The sequence below is a fragment of the Streptomyces sp. NPDC016845 genome, assembly GCF_044332585.1.
In the GTDB taxonomy this organism is placed as follows: domain Bacteria; phylum Actinomycetota; class Actinomycetes; order Streptomycetales; family Streptomycetaceae; genus Streptomyces.
In genome coordinates, this window is record NZ_JBIRPI010000035.1 from 29,236 (window position 1) to 51,715 (window position 22,480).

Consider the following 22,480-nt stretch of genomic DNA (forward strand, 5'->3'; position numbering starts at 1 on the left):
TGACGATCATGGTGTTCGACAACATCTTCCGCTTCGCAGGCCAGGGCGCAGGCCTGTTCTCGGTCACCCCCGACCGGGACAAGCCACGGCCGGGTACGGGCATCGACTTCGAGGACGCCGACGACGGCACCTACGACGACACCACCACAAGCCTCTACACCCATGGAGTCCATGGGGCCACCTCCCGGGCGAAGATCGTGCAGGAGCAGTCCCCCGAAGCACGGGTGATCCTGGGATTTCTCGGCTCCTTCATCCACAGCACGCAGGCGTCGGCCGATGCGCAGGCGCAGTACGCCCAGCAGCCCAGCTCAGTGTCCACGGCGGCCGCCGGCGGCATGCAGGAGTCGAGTGCGACGGTGACGGGCCACAGCGGCCTCAAGAAGCCCGCGGACCTGGATGACATGCCGAAGAAGAGTGAGTGCATGCAGCCCAAGCCGGCCGCGCCCGAGGCCAAGAAGCCCGAGGCGCCCAAGGCCTCCGCCGAGAAGCCGGGCCGCTCCGAGTAGCTTCCGGGTAACGAGGGGTTCAGGGGCGTCCTCGTCCCTGGACCCCTCGCTCGTATCTCATACAGGGAGCAACTGCCACTGCCGTCCGCGGTGGTCGCCCTCAGCCCCGAACTGCGTGAGCGCCGCTGGAGCGTTGGACTCCACACGCAGCAGCAGGCCACTGTGCCCGTTGGCGATCTCGTACACGCGCGGGCTGTCGGCCACCGCACCCACCGGGATCAGCCTCCACTGCTGATGGCGTGCGTCACCACCTTCATAGGCGCGCTGCGCGACCGCCGCTCCTTGCGCAGTCCCCGCGCCTACGACTTCCAGGACCTTGCCACTGCGCACGTTCTCGATCCGGTACAGGATGTCTCCGTCGTCCTGGCCCGCCGCGAGCAGCCGCCACCGCTGGTGGTCTCGGCGGACGGCGAGCGACTGACGGACCTCGGCCCCGTCCTCCACGGACTCGCGCGAGACCCCCATGCGCAGCCGGCTGCGCACATTGGCCCAGCAGACCACGATGCCCGCGTCGGGCAGCCCGGCCAGCCTCGCTGATCTGATCTTCCGGATCCGGTGATTGTCGAAATCGGCGATGTAGAGGGTGTCGACACAGTCCACAGCGAGCCCGCGCGGGTTGTTCAACTGGGCCGCCGTGGCCGGGCCGCTGTCGCCGCTGAAGCCCGCGGCACCGGTGCCGGCGACCGTACTGATCACCCCGTCCGCGCTGATCCTGCGGACCCGTTGATTGCTGTAGTCGGAGATGTAGAGGGCGCCGCCGCTGTCCGCCACCAAGGCCAGAGGGAAGTTCAACTGAGCGGAGGCAGCGGGAGCACCGTCACCGCTGAAGCCCGCGGTGCCGGTCCCGGCGACCGTGCTGATCGTCCCGTCGGCCGTCACCCTACGGACCCGGTTGTTGCTGGAATCGGCGATGTAGAGGTCGCCCTCTTGGCCCACCGCCACCCCGTGCACGTTCTTCAGCTGGGCCGAGACCGCTGGACCTCCGTCTCCCTTGAACCCTGCGACCCCGCTTCCCGCGACCGTGCTGATCGTCCCGTCCGTAGCGATCTTTCGGATCCGGTGATTGCTGTAGTCGCAGATGTACAGGACACCGGTGGCGTCCAGCGCGATCCCCAACGGCAGGTTCAGCCGGGCCGAGGCAGCGGGGCCACCGTCACCGCTGAAGCCCGCGGCACCGGTGCCGGCGACCGTACTGATCACCCCGTCCGGGGTGATCCTGCGAACTCGATGGTTGCTGGAATCGGTGACGTACAGCGTGCCGCCGTCCACCGCCACCTCACGCGGATTGTGCAGTTGGGCCGAGCGGGCCGGTCCGCCGTCACCGCTGAAGCCCGCGGTGCCGGTCCCTGCGACCGTGCTGACCTTCCCGTCTGTGGTGATCTTGCGGACCCGGTGATTACTGAAGTCGCAGAGGTAGAGAGTGCCGTTGCCGTCCACCGCGATCCCGTACGGACGGTTCAACTGCGCCGCCGCGCCAGGCTCGTTCTCTCCCTTGAACCCGGCCACCCCGGTTCCGGCGACCGTGCTGATGGGAGGGGCGGAGGACTCGTCGTCCGCGGTTGGTGCTTGAGCAGTACTCATCGGTCATCCCTTCACGGTCCCCGATCGACCGCTACACACGGTTCTTACTGATTCCAGAAAGTCACAAGTGCATATGCGGCGGCAAGTCCACTGGCGGGTGGTTTGTGTACTGCGTCGACCGGACACGAGCGGGACAGCGCCTCCGAACGGACCGCTGTCACACAGGAGTTGGCATACGCGGACGAATTCTGTCGCCGAACCGGATCTGTCACAGAGGGCGTTCTGTGACCTGGCCGGATCGAAACGATCGCCGTGGGCTACGGTCCGCAACTCCCGCTCCCGCAGGGTTCTCGGCTGGAAGGCGCCCGCGGAATCCCTCAGCGATCATCTACGCTCAGCACGAGCCAGTGTTGCGACAACTGGTTGAAACCGCCCCGTACCCGGCAATCTGTGTGACGAACGGTGGGAGCCGATCGGAACCGTACTCGCCCGTCTCGCGGGCAGAGCGGTGCGGTGGCGGGCAACGGGGGAGTGGGGAGTGTTGTGGAGCCGCTCGTGACCGGTGCAAGGAACGGCGGGCGCGCTCGAGCTCTGCCCGGCATCGCCGGCCTCGGCCGTCCGTCCACCCCGCTCGGCCGGCCGGCCGCCGAGTCCGACGAGGTCCAGGATGTGTGGCGGTCGGCCACCCGGCTGCTGTACGTCCCGATCCGGACGCCGCCCGGCGGTGATGGGCAACCGGTACGGGGTCATCCCGAGACACCGCCGCGCAGGCGCTCCGCCAACCACAGCCGGACTTGGGGTGAAGCGGGGCTGCCCAACGGGCGGTGTCACGCCCTGTGCGACCACTTGGGCGTGGCCGGGGCCGGACTCCTTGCTGACGCACACCGAGGCGCGGCAGATGCGTGCGCCGGTACGGAAGCGCTGCGGCTGGAGGAGCCGCAATCCGGCCGCGTGCAGCCTCTGCCGTGGGGGCAGGTCGGGACGGCGCCGGGCGGGGCTCGAAGGTCGTTCGCGCTCTGCGACCTCTCACCCCGGCGCCACCGATCCAGGTGGTTTGTCTTTTCCGCCATTTCGCGACGGACCACCGCGGGCACACCACGGGAAGACGCGGGACCGGGAGACCCCCACGCCCCCGGCCCCGCGGCTCAACCGAACCGGCCTGTTCCCGTGGCGTGTTCCGGGGCGCGGCGTTCCGTACTCGGCGTTGCCGCCGTCTCCAGGGCCAGCGCGACGACCTCGTCCGGGGCGAGGCGGGCGCCCGTGCGGAAGGCGTCCTCGCATGCCTCGTGGCCGAGGGCCTGCCGTGCCAGCCGCTCTCCCTCCTCGTGCGGGGCCCGCCAGTGCGCCGAGCCGAACCACGGCAGGCCGATGGTGTTCCACTCCTCCTCGGCCGCGCCGAGCAGCACCGCCGCCCGGTGGCTCCTGCCCTCGGCGGCGGCGATCCAGCCGAGGAGGTCCACGGCCATGGCGATGCCGAGGCGGTCGCGGAAGTCCCGCTTCAGGCGCAGGCTCTCGCGGGCGTGGAGGGTCGCCGCCCCGCGGTCACCCCTGGCCCACTCGGCAAAGGCCTGCACGTAGAGGACGTAGGCGAGTGTCCAGGTCTCGTCGTGGACGTCGCAGATGGCCCGCGCCCGGCAGCAGAGCCTGACCGCGCGGTCCGGCGTGCCGATGGAGACGCAGGTCATGGCGAGTTGCACCTGCGCCATGATGACCACGCTGTTCAGCTCGCCGAGCGCGACATAGCGCCGCAGGGCGTCCTCGAGGAGGTCCTTCGCGCGCTGCGCGTCGTCGCCGAGCAGGGCGGCGGCCCCCGCCATATGTGTGCCGTAGGCCAGGGCGGTGTCGTCGCCGAGCGTCCTGGCCAGTTGGCGGCACTCCTGGGACCTGGCGGCGCTGCCGGGCATGTCGCCGCGCAGATAGGCGATCCGGCTCAGCACCCACAGGGCCTTGGCGCGCTCGTGGGACGGTTCGCGGTCCAGGGCCAGCGCCCGGCCGAGCCAGTGCTGCGCCTCCTCGACGTGACCGCAGCCGACCCAGAAGAAGTACAGCGCGGCCGCAATGCGGACACCGGCCCGGCCTTCCCCCGGTGTGGTCAGGCAAAAGGTGAGGGCCTCACGGAGGTTGGCGTGCTCCAGGCGCATCCGGGCGGCCCAGTCCGCCTGCTTGGGACCAAACCACTCCGCCTCGCCCTGTTCGGCCAGGGCCAGATACCAGTCCCGGTGGCGGCGACGGAGTGCTGCCTGGAGGCCGCTGTCCGAGAGCCGCTTCCGCCCGTGATCGCGGAGCGTCTCGAGGAGCCGGAAGCGGACACCGCCCGTGGAGTCCTCGCGGATGAGCACCGACTTGACGACGAGACCGTCGACGAGGTCGAGGACCTCCTCCGCAGGCAGATCGTCCAGGTCACAGACGGCCTCGGCCGTTTCCAGGTCGAAGGTGTCGGTGAAGGTCGAGAGGCGGGCCCAGAGCAGCCGCTCCTTGTCCGTGCACAACTGGAAGCTCCAGTCCACCGTCGCCTGGAGCGTCTGGTGGCGCGGCAACGCGGTGGGCCGCGCCGTCGTGAGGACCCGGAACCGATCGTCGAGGCGCGCGAGGAGCTGTGCGGGTGACAGGGCGCGCAGGCGTCCGGCCGCCAGCTCGATGGCCAGCGGGATACCGTCGAGCCGCCGGCAGATCCGGACCACGATCGCCTGGTTCTCGGGGGAGAGGGAGAACCCACCGGGCACCGCGGCGCGCGCCCGGTGGGTGAACAGGGTGACGGCGGCCCCGTGCTCCTCGGGCGCACGCCCCGCGGCCGGTGCGCGCGGGCGCGCGGCTTCCGGCGGCACCCCTAGCGGCCGCACCGCGAAGATGCGCTCGCCGTCGATGGCCAGGGGCTGCCTGCTGGTGGCGATGATCCGCAGGCCTTCCACCGCGCGCAGCAGACTGTCGACGAACGGGGAGCAGGTGCTGAGCAGGTGCTCGCAGTTGTCGAGCACCAGCAGGACTTTCCGGTTTCGCAGGTGTCTGACCAGGGCGGACAAGGGTATTCGGCCCGACTGGTCCTGGATGCCGAGCGCCGTGGCGACGGTGTGCTCGACGAGTTCGGGGTCCGAGAGGCCCGCGAGTTCCACCAGCCACACGCCGTCTGAGAAGCCCGGTCGCAGGTTCAGTGCGGCGCGTAGCGCGAGCCTGGTCTTGCCCACGCCGCCGACCCCGGTGAGCGTGACCAGGCGCGTGGCGGGCACCAGCTTGCCGATCTCGGACAGTTCCCGCTGCCGGTCGACGAAGCTGGTCAGCTCGGCGGGCAGGTTGCCCGCCGCGGGGAGCGGTTCCGCGCCGGCGGTGACGCCGACGGAGCGGCCGTCGTCGTTCCGCGCCGGTTCGGCCGTCCCCGCGCGGGCCGGGGCGGGCGGGCTCAGGGCGGCGTCGGCGGTCAGGATCTGCTCTTGTACCAGGCGCAGTTCCGCACCGGGTTCGATGCCGAGCTCATCGGCCAGCAGGCGGCGGGCCTCCTGGTACACCTGGAGGGCCTCGGCCTGCCGCCCCGAGCGGTGCAGGGCGCGCATGAGCAGGCCGTACGGCCGCTCGCGCAAGGGATGGGCGTCGATCAGGCGGCGCAGTTCGGCGACGGGGCCGGCGTCGGCGCCGAGCGCCAGGTCGGTCTCGATGCGCTCCTCGACGACGCCGAGGCGGTCTTCCTCCAGACGGTCGCGCTCTGCGCTCAGCAGGGGGCCGGCAAGTCCTTCGCACAGCCTGCCCCGCCACAGCCGCAGGGCGGCGTGCAGGGCCTCGGCGGCCGCGGGCAGGTCCCCCGCGGCCCGCGCCGAGCGGCCCCTGTCCATCTGTGCGGTGAGCGTGTCCAGGTCGAGTCCGCCGGGCGCCACCTTCAACAGGTAGCCCGCCTCGGTCCAGGTCAGCAGCTGTGACGGCGTTCGGGCCCGGCGCTCGGGTTCGAGGACGCGGCGCAGGCCCGCGGCATGGCGCTGCAGGAGGTTCACCGCCCGCCCGGGGACCGCTTCTCCCCAGATCGCGTCGATGAGCCTCTCCCGTGAAACCGGTCGGTTGGCGGACAGCAGCAGCACGGCGAGCATGACCCGCTGTTGCACCGGCCCGGCGTCGAGTTCCAGGCCGCCCCGCCGGACCCGCAGCGGGCCGAGCACTTCGAATCGCAGCGTGGCGGACGTCATGGCATCGCCCATCACCGCCTCCCCCGTGAAGCAGTCGCCCCCAACCTAACCGGCGCGCCGTCGCGCCGGTCATCGGCCGGTAAGCGGGCCCGCGCCGCGGTGGCCGGTGCGGGTGCCCGTTCTGCCCCACTGCCCCGCGCGGCAAAGCCGCCGCCCCACCCGGCGCGGCCGCGGTACGGGACATGGCGGTCTTCCGGCAAGAGGCGGGTGTATGGCTTTGGACCAGGTGTGGCCGGTAAGCGGTGGCTGCTTCGCCGCGTACGGGGTGCGTAGGCGGTGTCGTCTTTCGTAACATGCCCACGCCGACCGCGAACTCGTGCCGGCCATGGGCACATGACCTCCTCTACAGGCCCACGCCGTCGAGCCAGCGGCCGAAGAACCTCGAGGACTGGCTCTCCAGCAGGTCCGCGTACCGGCGGGTGTCCTCCCGGATGCCGGGGGCGGACACCCCGGGGGCGTGCGCTATCTCATGGGCGTGGCCGACCAGCCACGACTCGATGGCCGCGCCGCGGACCTCAGCGTGGAACTGCACCCCCAGGGCATGCCGCCCGAGGGCGAAGGCCTGGTTGGCGCAGTGCGGTGTGGAAGCGAGGTGCACGGCTTCCGTCGGCAGGTCGAAGGTGTCACCGTGCCAGTGCAGTACAGGCGCGGTCAGCTCGGCCAGAGGAGAATCGGCCCCTGCCGCGGTCAGGTCGACGCCCTGCCAGCCGATCTCCTGCACCGCAGCCGGGTAGACCTTGGCGCCGGCCGCGGCAGCGATCAGTTGCGCGCCCAGGCAGACGCCCAGCAAGGGTTCCTCGCGGGACAGCCGGGCTCTGACCAGCTCGATCTCCTCCGTGAGGAAGGGGTAGGCGGTGGTCTCGCCCGCCCCGACGGGGCCGCCGAGGACGACGAGCAGCTCGGGAGAGCGCCGCTCGACCTTTTCCCTGAGCCGGCCGCGTCCGGCGTCCATGTAGGTCACCCGGATGTCGCGCTCCTTGAGCACGTCCTCGAAGGTGCCCAGGTCCTCGAAGGCGACGTGCCGGATGGCCAGCGCCTCTGTCATCTCGATCAGCCTCGCTCACGTTGGTGGTAGGGGCGGTCGCTCACAGCTCGAGCGGTCACTCGGAAATGGTGCGGCCGCCCAGAGTTGGTGCGGCCGCCCGGAGGCCGAGCGGTCGCTCAGAGGTCGAGGACGATCCGGGAGCCGCGGGTGCGCGAGACGCAGATCATCATGGACTTCCCCGCGGCCCTCTGCTCCTCGGTGAGCAAGGAGTCGCGGTGCTCGGGAGCGCCTTCGACGACGCTGGTCTCACACGTGCCGCAGACGCCCTCGCGGCAGGCGGCGAACGTCAACACGCCCGCCCGGTCGGCCACGTCGAGGATCGACTCGTGCGGCGCGACCGCCAGGGTCAGACCGGAGCGCCGGCACTCCACCTCGAAGGCGGTGCCGCCCTCGTCGGCCGGTACCGGTACCGGCCGGGCCCCGAAGCGCTCCGTGCGCAGCGCGCCGGACGGCCATCCGGTGCAGCGTTCCTCGACGGCGCCGAGCAGGGGCTCGGGCCCGCAGCAGTACACCAGACAGTCCTGGCGTGGGGTGTCGAGGAGTTCGGCGAGCGGGAGCAGGCCCCTCTCCTCCTGGGGGTGGACCCGTACCCGGTCTCCGTAGGCCTTCAACTCGTCGAGGAAGGCCATCGACGCGCGCGACCGTCCGCCGTAGACCAGCTGCCAGTCCCGGCCCTCGGCCTCGGCTGCGGCCACCATCGGCAGGATCGGAGTGATGCCTATGCCGCCCGCGATGAAGAGGTAGCGGGCCGCGGGTTCCAGCGGAAAGTTGTTGCGCGGGCCCCTGACCCGGACCGCCTTGCCAGTGCCGAGCGCCTGGTGCACATGGCGCGAGCCGCCGCGGCCGTTCGGTTCGAGCAGGACGGCGACACGCCATTTGTGCCGGTCTGTCGGGTCGCCGCACAGCGAGTACTGCCGTACCAGATCGATCTCGCTCAGCATCAGATCGATGTGGGCCCCCGGCGACCACTCGGGCAGTTTCCGGCCCGAGGGGTCGACCAGGGTGAGGGTGAGCACTCCGTCGGTTCCCGTGGTCCGTCCGCTCACGCGCAGGACCGTGGTGGTTTCGTCAGGGGGTACGGGTACCCCGCGCGGCATCGGTGCCGCGATGTCGACTGTCATGACGTGCTTGGCTCCTGCACTTCCTCGGTACGGAAAGGGTTTACGGGCAGTGGTGGGGCGGGCGCGGTGACGTGTCCGGCCCACCACTCGGCGGATTCAGGCGATCAGTCCCTGCCTGGTGAAGCTGTCGCGGGCCGCGGCGGAGTCGAGCAGGCCGATCTCCTCGGCCAGCGTGACGATGGCCGAGTGGTCCAGGGACGTCAGGTCGGCGGTCCCCAGTGACCGGCACTCACGGATCATCTCCTCGGCCTTCGGGAAGCCGATCTGCCGCAGCATGGACAGCCAGACGTCCAGCTCGCGGTCGGCGAACCAGACGACGGGCTCGGCCAGCACGTCGGCGAACGCGGCGCGCTGTTCCACCGTCAGGTCATGGGAGAAGAGCTGGGCCATGGACCGGAACAGAGGGCTGTGCACCATCTCGTCGTGACGGTGGGCCGCCACCGTCATGCGGTTGAAGGGCTGGATCTCCTCGCTCTCGCTGAGCAGGTGCAGGTAGTCGCTGATGAAGATTTCCGAGACCACCGCCGTGGCGAACTGGATCGTCTGGCCGTGCCAGGGCTCCGTGCCCGTCCGCTGGCGCTCGCGCATGTGCCGGACCAGGTTGAACCGCGGGATGCGCAGGTCCTCGAGGCCACGGCGGCGGCGCGTCAGGCGGCTCGCCTGCTCCACGAGGTGCACGTGGTAGGCCTCGTCGACCAAGGTCTCACAGACAGCCTTCTGCGCGTCGCCCGTGCGCAGCCCCGGCATCACCCCCGCGATGATGTCGAGACAGGACGGATTGACGATCTCTGTCTCGATCTGCGTGGTCTTGGCGTTGTACATCAGCCAGCCGCAGCTCAGGACGCGGGATTTCATCTCGGGTGAACTGGACCGGTACTGCGGCAGATCCCTGAAGGGCAGCAGCTTTTCGAGGAAGTCCTCCTTGCCCGGCTCACCCGGCTCGCCCGCCTCGAAGAACGGGTCCAGCTCGCCCTTCTTCACGTACGCGCGCTGGGGCCAGTTGGCGGCGAGCCGGCCCAGCATGATCTTGGTGTGCGACAGGTCGTCGTTCTGCTCGGCCCGGAGAACCGGGCCTGGGTTGTCCTTGCTCAAGGGGTCAACTCCGATGTGGATGCGGCTCTGGTTGTGCGTTTCGGTCACCGGTTCCGTCGGTCACCGTTCCGTTCGGTCACCGGTTCCTTCCGGTCGCGAACTCCCCGTGGAACATGCTCAGCCCGTCGTCGGCGTCGTAGACCTTCGCCACCTGGTCGGTGGAGGTGTCGATCCGGATGAGGTGATCACTGACGAAGCTGGAGACGAACACCGACTCCTCGTTGAACATGGCCGTGGCCGTGTGGGCGTTGCGGAAGCCGGCGGGCAGTTCACGGCCGGGTCGCAGCCGCTTGATGAAGCTGGGGCGGTCACGGTCGTACAGGTTCCAGATCGAGATGTAGCCGTCGCGCCCGTAGTCGGCGGGGTTGTCCGTCTGGCCGGCCCACGAGTCCTCCTCCGCCACGTACAACTTGCCCTTGGCGATGGTCAGGTCCGACGGCGACCTGTACATGCCCGCGCCGCCCGGCTTGGTGGTGGGGCCGATGACTCGTTCGGCGGTGTCGAGCTCGGTGTCGATCAGCCAGACGCTCTGCCCGACGACCGTGGCGCCCACGGGCGTCCTCGACGTGGGCCCGATCTGCATGGCCCCGACGTAGGCGTAGCGGTTGTCCAGCCATGAGGCGTAGTGCGCGAACGCCCCGTACTCGGTCTCCGTTCCCAGCGTGATGGTGTGGGTCGCCCCGACCTTGCCGGTGTGGCGGTCCGGACGGTAGACGCGCACCTCACCTATGTCGTAGTCGTAGCCGACACCGAGCCCGACGGTGCCTACGGCATTGAAGTTGACGCCGTGGGTCTGCCGGGTGAGGCCGCGCTGGGAGTAAAGGACGCGCTGCTCAAGCGTGCCGTCCGGCTTGATCTTGAATCCGCGCACGCGGTCGTCCGTGTAGTGCGTGACGTAGGTGAACTTCGAGCGCGGCAGGAAGGTCGGGCCGTGCGTCTGCGTGTAAAAGGGCCTCGTCCACGGCATGATCGGCTGGTTGGACGATGTCTGCTTGAGGTTCGGCATGTCGGACGGCGTGCCGGATACGTCCAGCGGAAGGATCTGCCGGAGCTCTACGTCGGCGGTTCCGGCGTCCCAGTTCACGTCGTTCAGGTGCAGCGTGACGATGGAGGCGTTGAAGGGCGGGATGGCGTCGGTGGCCACGTAGACGGTGACCTCGTCCGAGGCGATCCACGTGTGCTGGGGAGTCGCCGGCAGCCAGCCGTCGATCTCCGCGAGTGGCACCCTGACCAACTTGTCCCGCCCGGAATGGACCAGGACGAGATCCTTGGACAACATGTTCACTCCGGTGAGGATGTGCATTCCTTTTCTCTCCCTTGTTTCTCTGCGTCGCTCTTGGCTCTCCGGGCTTCACTTCGGCGTGCGATAGCCGAACCGTGCCGCCGGGCAATGCGTCCGCTGAGGGGACGTGGAATGCATCGTGCGAGCCCGCGTTGCAGCACCTGTTGCAGGACTCGTTGCAGGACTCGTTGCAGGGCCGTTGCAGGCGCGCCCGGCGCGGATCACCCGCACGATTCGTCCGCAACTCAAGTGCCATCGGGCATGGCGACCTTGGCGGCGCCTGTCATCAGGGGTACGTCAGCCACTGTCATGAAGGTGATGGCAGTGACTGACGTCAGTGTTGCGGTGATGTCATCACCTGACATCACGACCTCCGCCCCTGGCGGGGGAGCCTTCAGCAGGAGGGCGCACCATGCGCGTTTTCATCACCGGAGCCTCCGGACACGTCGGCTCCGCCGTCGTCCCCGAACTGCTCGAAGCGGGGCACCAGGTCGTCGGTCTGGCCCGCTCGGACAAGTCCGCCGCCGCTTTGACGGCTGCCGGTGCCCAGGTGCACCGAGGCGACCTGGATGGTCTCGCCGGCCTCACCGCGGCCGCCGCCGCGGCCGACGGCGTCATCCACCTGGCTTTCAAGCACGAGGCCATGTTCGCCGGCGACTTCGAGGGCGCGGCAGCGGCGGATCTGCGAGTCATCGAGGCGCTCGGGGACACCTTGGCCGGTACCGGCAGGGCTCTGGTGGGCACGACGGGAACCGTCGCCTTCGCGGGCCTGGAAGGCACGCTCACCGAAGTCGACGCGCTCGACGCAGGTCCGCGGATCGACGCCGAGAACGCGGTCGTCGCACTCGCGGAGCGCGGCATCCGCTCGTCCGTCGTCCGGCTGACTCCGACCGTGCACAGCACGCTCGACCACAACGGCTTCATCCCGACCCTGATCTCCATCGCCCGGTCGAAGGGCGTCGCCGCCTACGTCGGCGACGGGGCCAACCGCTGGCCCGCCGTGCACACGCTCGACGCGGCACGCCTGTACCGGCTGGCGCTGGAAGCCGCGCCGGCGGGCTCACGGCTGCACGCCGTCGACGACGAGTGGATCCCCTTCCGGCAGATCGCCGAGGCCATCGGCCGCGGGCTGCACCTGCCCGTGGTCGGCATCCCGCCGACGCGGGCCGACGCCCACTTCGGCTTCCTCGGCGCCCTCGCCCAGGCCGACAACCCGTCCTCGACCACGCTGACCCAGGACTTCCTCGACTGGAAGCCCGTCCAGCCCGGCTTCATCGACGACCCCGCCCAACCCCTCACGCCCAAGAAGACCGGCTGCCGCGCGACCCGCGCCACATCGCAGCCGGCGGAGAGAGTGACATGAAGTTGAAAGACATATCCGCGCGGATGGACCCCGAACTCGCCGAGGTCCTCAAGGCCGTACCGACGGGGGAGACAGGGGCGTTCGACCTCAGCGACCTGGAAGGCACGCGAGCCGGCGTCCGCGCCATGGCCGAATCCATCGCCGCCACTCTCCCCGACGAGCCCACCGTCACCGCCCACGAGATCCGTGCACCGCGCGCGGAAGGCCCCGACGTCCCGCTCCTCCTGCTGCGCCCCCAGAACGCGCCCGGACCACTGCCGGTCCTCCTCTGGTTCCACGGCGGCGGGCAGGTGATTGGTTACGCCGCCCAGGACGCGGCCTGGCTCAAGCCCCTGTCTGCCGCGCTCGGCTGCGCCGTCGCCAGTGTCGACTACCGGCTGGCCCCGGAAACCCCCGCGCCCCGCGCCGCCGAAGACGGATACACCGCCTACCGGTGGATCAGCGACAACGCCACCGAGCTCGGCCTCGACCCCACCCGGGTCGGCCTGGCCGGCCAGAGCGGAGGCGCAGGCATCGCCGCCGCCAGCGCCCTCCTGATCCGCGACCACGGTGCGGCGACCCCTCTGTTCCAACTGCTGATGTACCCGATGCTCGATGACCGCAACACGACCGACTCGAGCCACGAGATCACCGACATCGGCATCTGGGACCGCGCGACCAACATCCTGGCCTGGCAGGCCATCCTCGGTGACCGCGCCGGCGGCGAGGACGTCACGCCCTACTGCGCCCCCTCCCGGGCCACCGACCTCGCCGGCCTGCCCCCGACCTTCATCGGCGTCGGTGAACTCGACGTCTTCCGCGACGAGAACCTCGACTACGCCGCACGCCTGCGCGCCCACGGCGTCCCCGTCGAGCTGCACCTCTACCCCGGCGCCTACCATGCCTTCGACCTGTTCGCCCCACAGTCCCAACTCGCGGTGAGCTTCCACCACGCCCTGAACGACTACTTCGTCCGGCACTTCACGAAGTCCCCGACAACAGCGACTGCTGAGTAGCACGCGGGTCTGACGGCCTGCATCCTGTGCGCAATCCCGCCGGCGCCTCCGCACCGACTGCGCGACCGCCCGCCCGGACGCGGAGGTGTGGGTCGGCGGCGGAAGAGGTTGCGGTTGCGGTGAGACCGGGCCGAGGAGTCGACCAAGGCCGGCTGACCGCGACAGATCCAGGACCGACAGCCTGCTTTCACCCAGGCGACGGACCGTCGGCCCGAGATGCTTCAGCGGGCTGCGGTGGCTCCGCGCGGAGCCGAACTCCCAGGCGGGCCCCAACTGTGCTCCTGCAGGCACACGTGTGTCTGGGTTACACAACGGTGAAGCCGGCCGCCTTGGTGTCCAACGTCGTGCCGCCGTCTTCGGCGGTGGCCAGGACGGCGACGTGCCACAGACCGCGCGGGGACGCGTCGGCTTCGACGCGGCTGACGGTGGCGGTATAGGTGCAGCGCACGGTGTCTTCACCGGCCGGCTTGCAGAGGGCCGACTCCGTGGTGGCCATATCGTTAGCGGTCAGCCTCTTCTTGGCGAAGGCCGAGTTCGCGGGCCAGGCCAGGACCTTCACGTCCTTGACGCCGGAGGACGCGGTGACGTCGGTGGTGAAGGTCAACGAGCCGCCGCGGTCGCCGTCGGGGGCAGCGTAGCGGGCAGCGCTGTGCGCCACAGAGGGAGCCTGATCCCCGGCGTAGGCGACGGCGAACGCTCCAGTACCTGCGAGGACGACGACACCGGCGGTAACGGACAGAACGACACGTCGCGACATGAGAGATTCCCCCATAGGCTCAGCTGGATCGGACCGGCGCGCTCTCGGCTGCGCCGTTGCGCCCATACTGGCCGCGCTGTGAGCACCGGGTATCAGCACACGTACTCAAACCAGGGCTGAGTAGCGCCGTTTCGGGTCGCGAGTGACACTGACGCCGCCGACTCCGGTTTTCAGGCGCCCTGGCCCCGCACCTCCCCGCCGACCCTGTCCCGCCCCTCCGCGCCACGGACCTCGCTTCGATCGGGCGGCTGCAGTCCGTCGCTTGAGAGGGCCCGCGTCCAAGTTGTCGGTACCGCAACGAGGTTGCCTTCGAGAGCCAGAGCTCCGGGGTGCTCGCCGGGGAAAGTTTCCGACCCGCCTCGTTCAGATGGGGGCCGCGTGCACCGTGCGGTGCTGCTGGGCTCCTCGTCCATTCCCGAGGGTGGCCCGGCGGTGGGAACGGCGCACCAGGCCCTGCCCGCTCTGTTCGAACAATGGGTGGTACTGCGACCCTCGTGGTTCATGCAGAACTTCACCGGCACGCACGCGCATACCCGCAGCGTCCGCGACGAGGGCATCATCTGGACAGCCTGAGACCCTGCGGGAGCGGTGGCGGTCGTGACTGGCCAGTCCCGGCTGATCGGCGGTCTCCAGTACCGCCTGGGCGCCGGTGGCGCCTCCCCTCCGGCGGCTCGCCCGGACGTGAGCGGCCGCGTACGGTACTCCCGCCCAACCTTCACTGGCCCGGCCGAGGTCCGGACGCCTCCCCTGCGGGGGTCAGTGCGTCGGGGCTGTCCTGATGTGTGCGGTAGCCGTTGTGGAAGGCGGTCGTGTAGACGTCGTCGCCCAGAGCCTGACGGGCCTGCTCCTCGCAGCTCCGTCGGATGGCGATCCACTCCGAGACGCCGAGCTGTCGTACGCCGAGGCTGTCCCACATCTGCTGGGCGAGGCCGAGTAGATGCGCGGTCCGACGGGCGTCCGCATCCGCGGACGCGGACGCGGCGAGGACGTCCAGGGCGACGGCCATCCCGAGCGAGTCGTCGAAGCGGCGCTTGGTGAGCCACGAGGCCCGGCCGTGTTCGAACGCGGCCTCGACCCGGCCGCGGGCCAACTCCGCGCGCGCACACATGTAGTCGGCGAAGGCCCGCGACCACTGCTCGCCGTGCCGGTCACAGTCGGCCATGACGTGGTCCAGTACGGCGACGGCCTCGTCGATGCGGCCCTCGCCGATGTACACCAGGCTGCGTACGAACCCGGCGGACTGCTCGGGTTGAGCCATCGGGCTGCACCGGTGCCGGTCCAGGACCGCTTGAGACAGGGTGGCGGCGCGTGCGTGGTCGCCGAGCATCACCGCCTCGATCGACGCGAGGGAGTCGGCACGGTCGGCCGCCGCGTCGCAGCCGAACCGGGCGGCCGTCGAAGCGATCTCGGTGACGCGTGCCCCGATCGCCTCCGGTTCTCCCAGCGTCACCAGCACCATGCCCTCGGCCCACAGCGCCTTGCCCCGCTCCGGGCACAGCACTTGGTCCGCGGCGAGGGCCTGGGCCAGGTAGTACTGGCCCTCCCTCGGGAACCCGCAGGCGTGCCAGAAGAACCAGAGGTTCCCGACAAGTTCCAGTGCGGCGTGTCCCTCGGGCTGCCGCAGGCTGAGACCCAGGGCAGCGCGCAGGTTGGTGTACTCCGCGGCCGTACGCGTGTACCAGGCAAGCTGCTCCGGGCCGAACCAGCCGGCGTCCGCCCGGTGGGCGAACACGCGGTAGTAGGACAGATGCCGGCGGCCGAGGCGCTCCTCCTCACCCAGTGCGCGCAGCCAGTACGCGCCGTACTCCCGAAGGGTGTCCAGCATCCGGAAGCGCTCCGAACCCCCGTAATCGGGCAGCCAGTTGACGATGGAGTTGTCCACGAGCGCACCGAGCAGCCGGGGGATGTCCTCCTCGGGCAGGTGCTCGTCGGCGCAGACGGCCACGGCCGCCTCGGTGTCGAAGGATCCCGCGAAGACCGAGAGCCGTGCCCACAGCAGCCGCTCAGTCGGTGTGCACAGTTCGTGACTCCAGCCGATCGTGGTGCGCAGCGCCCGGTGCCAGGGCGGTGCCTCCCTGTCCGGGCGCGACCGGGAGGCCGGGGGTGAGCCGTCGTCCGGCGCCGCTTCGGTGTCGTGCAGGACGTCGAAGCGGTCCGGCAGCCGTTTGACCAGTTCACCGACGGGGATCTCGCGCAGCCGGGCCGCAGCGAGTTCGATGGCCAGGGGCAGCCCTTCGAGGAGCTGGGAAAGGCGTACGACATCGGCTGTGCCGGCAGCGGACACGGTGAAGCCGGGCACCGTCTCGGAGGCTCGTTCGACGAGCAGCGCCACGGCCTCCGAGTCGTCCATGTCCTCCCGGCCCCGCGGCACCGGCAGCGGCTCCAGGGTGAGTACCTCCTCCGCCATGAGTCCGAGGCGTCGGCGGCTGGTAGTCATGATCTGCAGTCCCGGCGCAGCCCGCAGCAGTGCCTCGGCGGCCATCGCGCACGCGTCGGTCAGGTGCTCGCAGGTGTCGAGCACCAGCAGCAGTTCCCGGTCGGCCAGATAGTCGGCGACCACGTCGAGCATGGGCCGGGTGGACTGATCGGCCAGGGGCAGAGCCTCCGCGATCGAGTGGGCCAGCAGTGCGCCCTCGCTCAGACCGGTCAGCTCCACCCACCACACACCGTCCGCGAACCGGTGCCGCAGACAGGCGGCCGCCCGCCGGGCGAGTCGGCTCTTGCCCACGCCGCCCACCCCCACCACCGTGACCAGTCGGGACCGGCCGCACAGCCGTTCCAGCTGCCGGAGTTCGAGGCTGCGGCCGACCATGCTGGTGGTCTCCGGCGACAGGTTTCCCGGCCGCCGCTCACTAGCCTCCATCGATGTGCCTTTCCGGCCGCGTGGACGTGGCCTGTTCAAGGATGACGGGCATCGGCACCGGCACCGGACGACAACGCAATGGTGCGTCCCGTCCCGTGTCCCGTGGGCGTCGCGCAGCGCGGTTCACACATGATCAGGGCGAGGTCGTCCTGGAGCGAGCCGCCCGCGTGGGTGGTCGCCAGGGAGAGCAGGGCTTCGAGGCACTCCGGCAGAAGGGGCAGGCACGCGGCCTCCCTGACCCGGTCGTCCAGGGGCAGCATCGTCCCTTGTGCGTCACGTGCCTCGCTCAGCCCGTCGGTGAAGAGCAGCAGCCGTTCGCCGGCGCCCAGGCGGGCCCGCTGCAACTGGGGGCGGGGGTCGAGCCCCAGCGGAGCCGAAGGCCGGCTCGGCGCCAGCGGCTCGGCTCGCAGGCCGATGCGCAGTGGGGCCGGGTGCCCGCAGTTCACCAGCCTCACCTCGCCCGGCGCGAACTCGGCGAGCAACACGGTGACGAAATCCTCGGGTCCGAGATCCCCGCTGATCCGGGCGTCGAGATGGGCGGCCAGGTCCGCCAGGGCGGGTGAGCCGCAGGCGCCCTCACGGAACGCGCCCACCGTCGCCGCGCACAGCATGGCGGCCTCCGGCCCGTGACCTCGTACGTCTCCGATCAACAGGCGTGGCCCGTGAGGGGTGTGGGCCAGGTCGTACAGATCACCGCCGAGGCCGAATTCCGAGACGGAGCGGTAGAGGGAGGAGAAGACGACCCCGTCGACCTCCGCTGCCAGCGGGCGCAGTACCGCGTCCCGCGAGCGTTGTGCGACATGGCGCAACTCGGCTTCCCGTTCGGTGCGGCGGCGCGCACCGTAGACGGCCGTGCCTCCACCCATGATGAGGACGAGGCAGTCGAGGGCGACAGCGGCCGGGGAGAATTCGCCGCTGTGCCTGTCGGCGACGGACAGGGCCACCGACCATGTGACGGTCAGCGCGACGGACCAGATCACGGCACCCGCGGTGGCCTTCGGCCCCTTGCGGGCACTGACCAGAACGGGGCCGATGAGCAGCACACCGGGCGTCAGCCGCCACTCGTTGACGGAGACGTGAGCCGTCAGGGCTCCGCCGGCCGTCAGGGCCCCGCCGACGACGGTTACCCGAATGCGCGGAGCCCATCGGCTCCCGAGCCCTTTCCGCCGAGCCGCGATAGCGTCCGCCTCCTTGCCCCCGCATGTGCTGTGAGCGGGAGAGTAGCCCTGCTTACCCTCGTTGCCGCGGGCATTGGTCGCAGGTGCCGCGAAATGACTGATCAGGACCGGAAGGTGTCGCCACTTGTCATTGGGATATGCCGGGGGCGACAACGGGGGACTGGGCACGGGCCCAGTACAGCTTGGGGTTGCTGTGACGACGGGGCCCGAGGATGCCTCCGGATGGGTCGTGTCGCCCCGCCGTCGGACGGGCCGGCCGCACCCCGCTGTACGTGCGGCACGTCAGTGAAACCACGGATTCGCTTCAGGTCCGGCCGGTGAGAGATTCGTGATCGGTCCGGTGAGCTGCGGCACGGGGGATCTGCGTGGCCGTCACGTGCGGAGGGAGGCGCAGAGGTGGGAGGGAAGCACGGGCGGTGGCCTCGACGGGTCGGTTTCGCCGGGATGGTGGTCAGCCTGGCTGTCGCAGGATGGCTGATCTGGGTGCTGCCCGGCCCTCATCTGGCGGCCGTGCTGGGGATCGGCCCTGTCGACGGCACCTTGACCATCTCGTCGTGCTACGCGGCCACCGATGCGGAGGGGTACGACGACGGCACCGACTGTACCGGCATGTACAGGCCCCGTGCCGACGGCGAGGCCCGTCGCCGGATCACGCTGGACAAGGCAGCCACGTCACACCGGCCCGGAAGCACCGTGGAGGTACGGCTGGCTCGGGGCAGAGCACATGAGCTCTCCGGAGACGCCCTCGGCACATGGGTCACGGTCGGCGGACTCCTTCTCGGACCGTTTCTCGCCCTGGCGCTGTCCTTCCGGGCCTCCGCGCGAGAGGACACGTGGAGCCACGACGGACATTACGTCCTGGTCTTCATCGCGGCCGAGCTCGCTTCGCTTGTCCTGGGGTTCGTCGTGGGAGTACCCGTCTCGGTCGCCATGGCCCTGTTCGACTGATCCGGGCACGTGTGCCCCGCATCCGTGGCGGGACATACGTACTCGAAAGACTGCCGGACTGTCCCTGGCTCAACGTGGTAGACATTGCCATGCAGTCGGGCAGAGAGAGCAGACACCTGGGATCGCCGGGCGCTCCCCAGTCATACGTCGGCGAGAACCGTTTCGTCGGCCGCATGGCCGAACTGGACATGCTCGAGACAGTGGTCGACCGGCTGGGCCACGGGGCCCCGTTCTTCGTCGACATCACGGGCGAGGCGGGAATCGGCAAGAGCCGGCTGCTGGCCGAGTTCTGCCTTCGTACGAGGCGTCGCGGGGTGACTGTACTGCGCGGCCGGGCGGCGGAGTACGAGCGGCACCTGCCCTTCCACCCCTTCACCGACGCGTTCGCCGAACTGGACGACGGCCCGACGCGAGACCCCGACCTGCTGAAGGTCGTTTCCCGAGTCCTCACCGACTCCGGGGCGGGACCGCACGCGACCGTCACCGACCGCTTCCGGCTGCACCGCTCGGTCGCACGCGCGTTGGCACTTCTCGGCCGGTGCGGCGGTCTGGTGGTCGCACTCGACGACCTGCACTGGGCGGACCCGGCCTCCCTGGAGCTCGTGGACCATCTCGTCCGGCACCCCGTGCCCGGCCCGGTCGCCCTGGTCGTCGCCCGCCGGGACCGGCAGACACCCACTGCTCTCTCCGCGGCACTCATGCGCGAACTCGGCACGGACGCGGTGCTACGGATCGGTCTGGGACCGCTCACGGAACAGGCTTGTGCCGAGGGGCTCGCCCCCGGACTGCCGCGCGAACACACCGGGCGACTCCACGCCGCAGCAGGAGGCAATCCGCTCTACTTCCTCTCTCTTCTGCACGCGCACCAAGAGCAGCACCCCGTCGGCCCTGCCGTCTCGATCACCGCGGCGAACGGCCTCGACACGCTGCTGCTCGACGAGTTGGCACCACTGACATCGTCACAGCGCCGGACGCTGGAAGCGATCGCCGTGCTCGGTGACCATGCCGTCCCGTCCGTCGTACGGGCTGTGACCGGTCGGAACGACGACGAGGACGACGACGAGGATGATCACGATCTACGCGCCCTGATGGACCGTGACCTGGTGCGGATGGGTCCCGGTGGCCGCCCTGTGTTGCGTCACCCGGTCCTTCGTACGGTGGTCTACGAGTCCGTTCCCACTCGGCGCCGCGCCATGATCCATCACGCGGCCGCTCTCGAGCTGGCTCGTATCGGCGCGTCCCCCGCCGAGCGGGCCCGGCACATCGAGCGGTCGGTGACCACGTGGACCGCGGAGGCCCACGCAGTATTGAAGGAGGCAGCCGAATCGACCGCTTCCACGGCCCCGGCGAGCTCTGCCCATTGGCTGCAGGCGGCCCTCCGGCTCCTGCCCGGTACGACTGAACACGACGTGGAACGCCGCGATCTGATGGTGCGGCAGGCACGCGCTCTCGGGGTCTCCGGAAGACTGCGTGAGGCCCGCTCACTGTTGCACCAGGTGATCAGCACGGCCGGAGCCGATGAAACCGGAGTACGGACATCGGCGGTTGTTCTGTGTGCCCGAGTGGAACGTTACCTCGGCAATTACCCGGAGGCGGCGGCCTTGCTGCACCGCGAGTTGAACAGCCGGCCTGCGCCTGGCGACAGGGTCGCGATCGGGCTCGAACTCAGTTCCTCGGCGCCGCACAACGCGCCGTATCCCCAGATGCGGAGCGAGGTCGCGCGGACGCTCGCGGACGCCCGGACCTCAGGCAATGAGCAGGGCGAGGCGGGGGCGCTCGCGGTCGCCGCGTTCGGCGAGGCGTACGAGGGCCGGCCGGCAGCGGCGAGCGAGTACGCGGAGCAGGCCGCCGCGCTGCTCGACGGTCTGCCCGACGGCGACCTCACCGCACTGTGCGAACCGCTGGGCAGGCTGGGGTGGGCGGAGGCCTTCCTCGGCCGCTACGCCGACGCCGAACGCCATGCCGACCGGGGACTGCGGATCGCCCGGACGACTGGGCATGTCTATGTCTTGCCGCTCCTGCTGCTGTGCAAGGCACACGTACGGATCCAGGTCTGCCGGCTCCGGTCGGCCCGGGACCTGGCGGACGAGGCCGAGGACATCGCCCGCGCCATCGGCAGCAGCGAACTCCTCGCCTTCGTCCTCGCCAACAAGGCCCAGGTGCGCATAGCAGCCAGTGCCCCCGGAGACCCGGGGGCACTGGCTGCCGCCGAGGAGGCGGTCACGCTCATGGGACCGAGCACCAACTGGCGGGCCTCCATGGCGTGGTGCATGCTCGGTTACGCAGCACTCACCGGCGGCGATCCGCACCGTGCCCGTGAGGCGCTGCTCAGGGCCGGAGGTGAGGACCTGCGTGGCCTGCAACCCTCCATGCGGCCCCTCCTTTCGGAACTCCTCGTCACCGCCGCTCTCTTCACGGGTGACGCCGAGTCCGCAGCACTGTGGGCCGGGCGCGCGCACGAGGAGGTTGAGCAGCTCGGCCTGCCTGTGCAGCGCGCCGCCGCGCTCCGGAGCGCGGCGCAGCTCTCCCTGTACGAGGGAGACCCCGCAAGAGCCGCGGACCTGCTGGCACAGGCAGCAGCGCTCTGCGCACGGTCCGGGGCGGTCTTCTGGGAGGCGCGGTCATTGCTGCTCGCGGCGCAGGCCATGGCGGCGGCCGGATCGGGACGTCGGGCCGCCGCCATGTGGGACCAGGGACACCGACTGGCAACCGCCGGAGATGCCGGCCTGCTTGTCGGCCTGGCGGAACTCACCCGCCCGCCCGCACCCGCTGCGTCGGGCACCGCAGCGTGGCTGGCCACCTTGACCCCGCGCGAACGGGAGATCGCCGGACTGGTGGCCGAGGGACTCACCAACCAGGCGATCGCCTCCAAGCTCTACCTCAGTCACCGCACGGTCGAGACACACGTGTCCCGTGTGCTCCGCAAGGCGGAGCTCACCAGCCGTACTGCCCTCGCCGCCCGCATGGCCCGCGCCTGACCGGTCGGACCGTGGGCCATCCCCTCCAGGACATCAACGAGCCGTCTGCTCCTCCCTGATCCGCGGCAGCACTCCCACACACTCGCGCACACGAGAAGAACGGTGTGCCGTCCGGGCAGACACCCTCGGTTCCCGGGCGCTTCGCCAGTCATGCGTCCGGCCGCGCACCTCCCGGTCAGGCAGCGGATCCACCGACCGGACGCGTCTCGACCTCCCGGTGAGCACTGCGCCCGTGGACCCGTCCTTCGCGTGGGGCGTACTCATCGAACCGCCGGTCGAACTCGGGGCTCCGGAAACCGCGTTGAGCAGTCTGGCGCCCGACGCACTGGCGTTGCAGAAACAGCGGCGCAGAGACGGAGGCGGCGAAGGCGGTGAGGAGACTGAGGCTTCACGACTCGGAAGAGGTGTAGCGCCGACAGACCGTCGGCAACGGCTTCCTGGATCGGCCGGCCGCTGCCCCGCCCCAGGCAGCATGCCGGTGAACCTACGTATGCGCATGCGTAGTTCCACTGACGCCTTGGGAAGTGGGCTCCGGGAGACTCACGCCATGAGTTTCCTGACGGGGCACGTGTAGTGCTTGGTCATGTTCGTAGTGGTGTGGGTATGTCGCGGTGGCAGGTGGGGCAGGCGCCGGTCCAGGTCGCGAGGAGTGTCTGCAGGTCGCG

14 protein-coding genes and 1 pseudogene are annotated in these 22,480 nt (G+C 70.2%); 6 read left to right on the forward strand and 9 right to left on the reverse strand.

The window, feature by feature from the left end; all coding sequences use genetic code 11:
* Positions 1 to 8 precede the first annotated feature (8 nt).
* Complete coding sequence (locus tag ACH4RC_RS39650; protein ID WP_398209460.1) at positions 9 to 506, forward strand: hypothetical protein; 498 nt, start codon at positions 9 to 11, stop codon at positions 504 to 506.
* Positions 507 to 563: 57 nt separating this feature from the next.
* Here ACH4RC_RS39650 and ACH4RC_RS39655 read toward each other — a convergent pair whose 3' ends face one another.
* The 6 genes from ACH4RC_RS39655 to ACH4RC_RS39680 form a co-directional block, all read right to left on the reverse strand.
* Entirely contained in the window at positions 564 to 2,087 is a 1,524-nt protein-coding gene (locus ACH4RC_RS39655; RefSeq protein WP_398209462.1) for an RICIN domain-containing protein, read from the reverse strand.
* A 1,085-nt stretch (positions 2,088 to 3,172) separates the two neighbouring features.
* Positions 3,173 to 6,205 carry an AfsR/SARP family transcriptional regulator gene (locus tag ACH4RC_RS39660; protein ID WP_398209463.1) on the reverse strand — a complete coding sequence of 1,011 codons (3,033 nt, stop codon included), beginning with the start codon at positions 6,203 to 6,205 and terminating at the stop codon, positions 3,173 to 3,175.
* Positions 6,206 to 6,536: 331 nt separating this feature from the next.
* Entirely contained in the window at positions 6,537 to 7,238 is a 702-nt protein-coding gene (locus ACH4RC_RS39665; protein ID WP_398209464.1) for a glutamine amidotransferase, read from the reverse strand.
* 116 nt (positions 7,239 to 7,354) lie between these two features.
* Positions 7,355 to 8,335 (reverse strand): PDR/VanB family oxidoreductase, encoded by a 981-nt coding sequence (locus ACH4RC_RS39670; protein ID WP_398209488.1) that lies wholly within the window; start codon positions 8,333 to 8,335, stop codon positions 7,355 to 7,357.
* 120 nt (positions 8,336 to 8,455) lie between these two features.
* Complete coding sequence (locus ACH4RC_RS39675) at positions 8,456 to 9,451, reverse strand: diiron oxygenase (protein ID WP_398209466.1); 996 nt, start codon at positions 9,449 to 9,451, stop codon at positions 8,456 to 8,458.
* A gap of 76 nt (positions 9,452 to 9,527) precedes the next feature.
* Positions 9,528 to 10,754 (reverse strand): hypothetical protein, encoded by a 1,227-nt coding sequence (locus tag ACH4RC_RS39680; RefSeq protein ID WP_398209467.1) that lies wholly within the window; start codon positions 10,752 to 10,754, stop codon positions 9,528 to 9,530.
* Positions 10,755 to 11,145: 391 nt separating this feature from the next.
* On the opposite strand from ACH4RC_RS39680, the gene ACH4RC_RS39685 reads away from it, so the two are divergent.
* The gene (locus tag ACH4RC_RS39685) at positions 11,146 to 12,096 is read left to right on the forward strand and encodes an SDR family oxidoreductase (RefSeq protein ID WP_398209469.1); all 951 of its coding nucleotides are present in this window, start codon (positions 11,146 to 11,148) and stop codon (positions 12,094 to 12,096) included.
* Positions 12,093 to 13,091, forward strand: a complete 999-nt coding sequence (locus ACH4RC_RS39690; RefSeq protein ID WP_398209471.1) for an alpha/beta hydrolase — start codon at positions 12,093 to 12,095, stop codon at positions 13,089 to 13,091. The genes ACH4RC_RS39685 and ACH4RC_RS39690 overlap by 4 nt, the downstream gene beginning before the upstream one ends.
* A 304-nt stretch (positions 13,092 to 13,395) precedes the next feature.
* On the opposite strand, the gene ACH4RC_RS39695 is transcribed toward ACH4RC_RS39690, so the two are convergent.
* Positions 13,396 to 13,848 (reverse strand): DUF5707 domain-containing protein, encoded by a 453-nt coding sequence (locus ACH4RC_RS39695; RefSeq protein ID WP_398209473.1) that lies wholly within the window; start codon positions 13,846 to 13,848, stop codon positions 13,396 to 13,398.
* Positions 13,849 to 14,226: 378 nt separating this feature from the next.
* Between ACH4RC_RS39695 and ACH4RC_RS39700 the strand changes: the two are divergent.
* Positions 14,227 to 14,418 (forward strand): annotated as a pseudogene (locus tag ACH4RC_RS39700) (ergot alkaloid biosynthesis protein); the annotation flags it as partial.
* A gap of 145 nt (positions 14,419 to 14,563) precedes the next feature.
* Here the strand turns inward: ACH4RC_RS39700 and ACH4RC_RS39705 are convergent.
* The gene (locus tag ACH4RC_RS39705; protein ID WP_398209475.1) at positions 14,564 to 16,711 is read right to left on the reverse strand and encodes an ATP-binding protein; all 2,148 of its coding nucleotides are present in this window, start codon (positions 16,709 to 16,711) and stop codon (positions 14,564 to 14,566) included.
* 35 nt (positions 16,712 to 16,746) lie between these two features.
* A complete protein-coding gene (locus tag ACH4RC_RS39710) occupies positions 16,747 to 17,754 on the reverse strand; it encodes a PP2C family protein-serine/threonine phosphatase (RefSeq protein ID WP_398209476.1) in 1,008 nt (335 codons plus the stop codon).
* 531 nt (positions 17,755 to 18,285) lie between these two features.
* On the opposite strand from ACH4RC_RS39710, the gene ACH4RC_RS39715 reads away from it, so the two are divergent.
* Positions 18,286 to 18,837, forward strand: a complete 552-nt coding sequence (locus ACH4RC_RS39715; RefSeq protein ID WP_398209478.1) for a hypothetical protein — start codon at positions 18,286 to 18,288, stop codon at positions 18,835 to 18,837.
* An 89-nt stretch (positions 18,838 to 18,926) separates the two neighbouring features.
* Entirely contained in the window at positions 18,927 to 21,815 is a 2,889-nt protein-coding gene (locus ACH4RC_RS39720; RefSeq protein WP_398209479.1) for an AAA family ATPase, read from the forward strand.
* The last annotated feature ends 665 nt before the right edge of the window (positions 21,816 to 22,480 follow it).